This window comes from Stenotrophomonas sp. HMWF003 (assembly GCF_003061285.1).
GTDB lineage: Bacteria > Pseudomonadota > Gammaproteobacteria > Xanthomonadales > Xanthomonadaceae > Stenotrophomonas > Stenotrophomonas maltophilia_AP.
The window spans coordinates 5138-6993 of record NZ_QAIW01000310.1; the positions used below are offsets into that span (position 1 = coordinate 5138).

The following is a 1856-nucleotide window of genomic DNA, read 5'->3' on the forward strand; positions in this document are numbered from 1 at the left end:
TGTTCGAGCCGGCCACCGGGCGCTGGCGCGACATCCACCTGAAGGACGGCCAGAAGAACTTCCCGACCTGGTGCCACGGCAGCGTCGGCATCGGCCTGGCCCATGCCGACCTGTATGCGCGCACCGGCAGCGAGCAGCATCTGCGCGGACTGCGCCGGGCGGTGGCGGACGCCTCCGGCAAATGGGGCTTCAGCCACACGCTCTGCCATGGCGACCTGTCCACCCGCGAGCTGCTGCTGCGCGCGGCCGAACTGGACCCGGCCTGCCCGTACGATATCGACGCGGCCGCCATCGAGGTCATTTCCTCGATCGAGGAGCATCACGGCATGGTCGGCGGCCTGACCCGCGCCGCGTTCACGCCCGGCCTGATGATCGGCCTGGCCGGCGCGATCTACGGCTTCTGCCGGATGCATCCCGCGTGCGCGATGCCATCGCCGTTGTTGCTGGAGCGTGCTCCCGGCGCGGTGCGGCGCAGCCAGAAGACCACGGCATCGACCAGCGAAGCGGTTCCCGCGTACGCCGGCTAGACCGGCGTCATGGCTCAACGGGCGTGGCGCGGGTCCGCGTAGTGCGGTACTGCATCCGCCCGTTGCGCCAGGTGCCACGGGTGGTCTCGATATGTTCGCCGTCGGCGGAGAGCGCCTCCTCCCAGCTGCCCACCTGCTGCAACGCGCCATCGCGGTAGCGATAGGTTTCCGAGGCATGCGAACAGCAGCCGCCCCGCGACGCGGACGTCAGGGTGCGGTCCTGCGCGTTGATCGATAACTGCGGCAGCGCCGACAACGCGGCGTCGTACACGAACGCGCCGCTGGCCGGATCAAACAGAAACACGTTGGAGGTGCTGTTCGGACCGGCACCGCCGGACATGCCCGGTGCGAGCAGATCCAGGTGGCCGTCGAAGTTGGCGTCCACCGTCTGCAGCAACGCGTCGCCGTCGCCGATGGGATCGGCCTCGAAATCACGCAGGACCTGACGCCGCTGGCCGGTGCTCGCGTCCAGTACCTCGATCGCCGTCAGCCTGGCGCCTTCTTCGCCCTGCTCAAGCCCCACGCGGAACGTGCTGTCCGGCGTAGTGGCCGCCTGTGCCACCCAGGCAAGGGGGAACAACGCATCGCGGTCGATCCAGCCGCGCACGGTGCTGCCGTCCTGCGCGATCTGCTCGACCTGGTACCACGCCGGGGTCCGGCGCAGCACCGCCACATAGCTGCCGGCGGCAATCGTCGCGACACCACCTGCGTCGCGGGCCTCGGCGTGCAACGGCAGCGCGCTGTCCACATGCAGTACATCCACATACGCCCGCGGCTGCTGCAGCGTGAACTGGTCGCGGTAGTGCACCACCTCGTACTGGTTGATGTGGCGCCCGTAGGCCTCTGGCGCGCAGACATCGGCGATGGCGCAGGCACCGGCCTCCTCCGCGGTGGGTGCGCGCTGCGCCGGCACCTGCACCGCCCCCAGCAGCTGCTTGCGGTCGGCCCAGCGCACCGAGAACCCGGTGTCGGTCCAGTCCAGTGCTGCTTCGCGGTCGCTGGCACCGATGTTGGTGCGGCAATAGGGCTGCGCCTCCGAATGCGCGTTCCACCCGGGGAACGCATAGGCCGGACACAGCAGGTTGGCGCTGTTGATGTCGTACTGGTAGGCCGGGTCGGTAAGGAACACCAGCTTGTTGAGCCGGGCCTGCGGATCGCGCGACACGAACGCATAGCGCACCCCGGCCGCTGCCGGCACGGCATGCGCGTAGCGCTGCTGGTAGGTCTCTCCCGCCGGCGGGATCGCCGGGGCGGCACGCAGGTACGCATCGGGCTGCAGCGCATACAGCCCGGGCTGCAACAGGTCGGGCGCAGCGGGGGCGCTGCGCC

General features: G+C 69.9%; 1 protein-coding gene and 1 pseudogene. One reads left to right on the forward strand and one right to left on the reverse strand.

Annotated features, from left to right (window positions below):
* Positions 1-527: lanthionine synthetase LanC family protein (locus tag DBR34_RS22960; protein WP_308812536.1), on the forward strand; the 527-nt coding region annotated here is incomplete at its 5' end.
* Between the two features lie 7 nt (positions 528-534).
* Here the strand turns inward: DBR34_RS22960 and DBR34_RS12660 are convergent.
* Positions 535-1856, reverse strand: a pseudogene (locus tag DBR34_RS12660) (hypothetical protein); the annotation flags it as partial.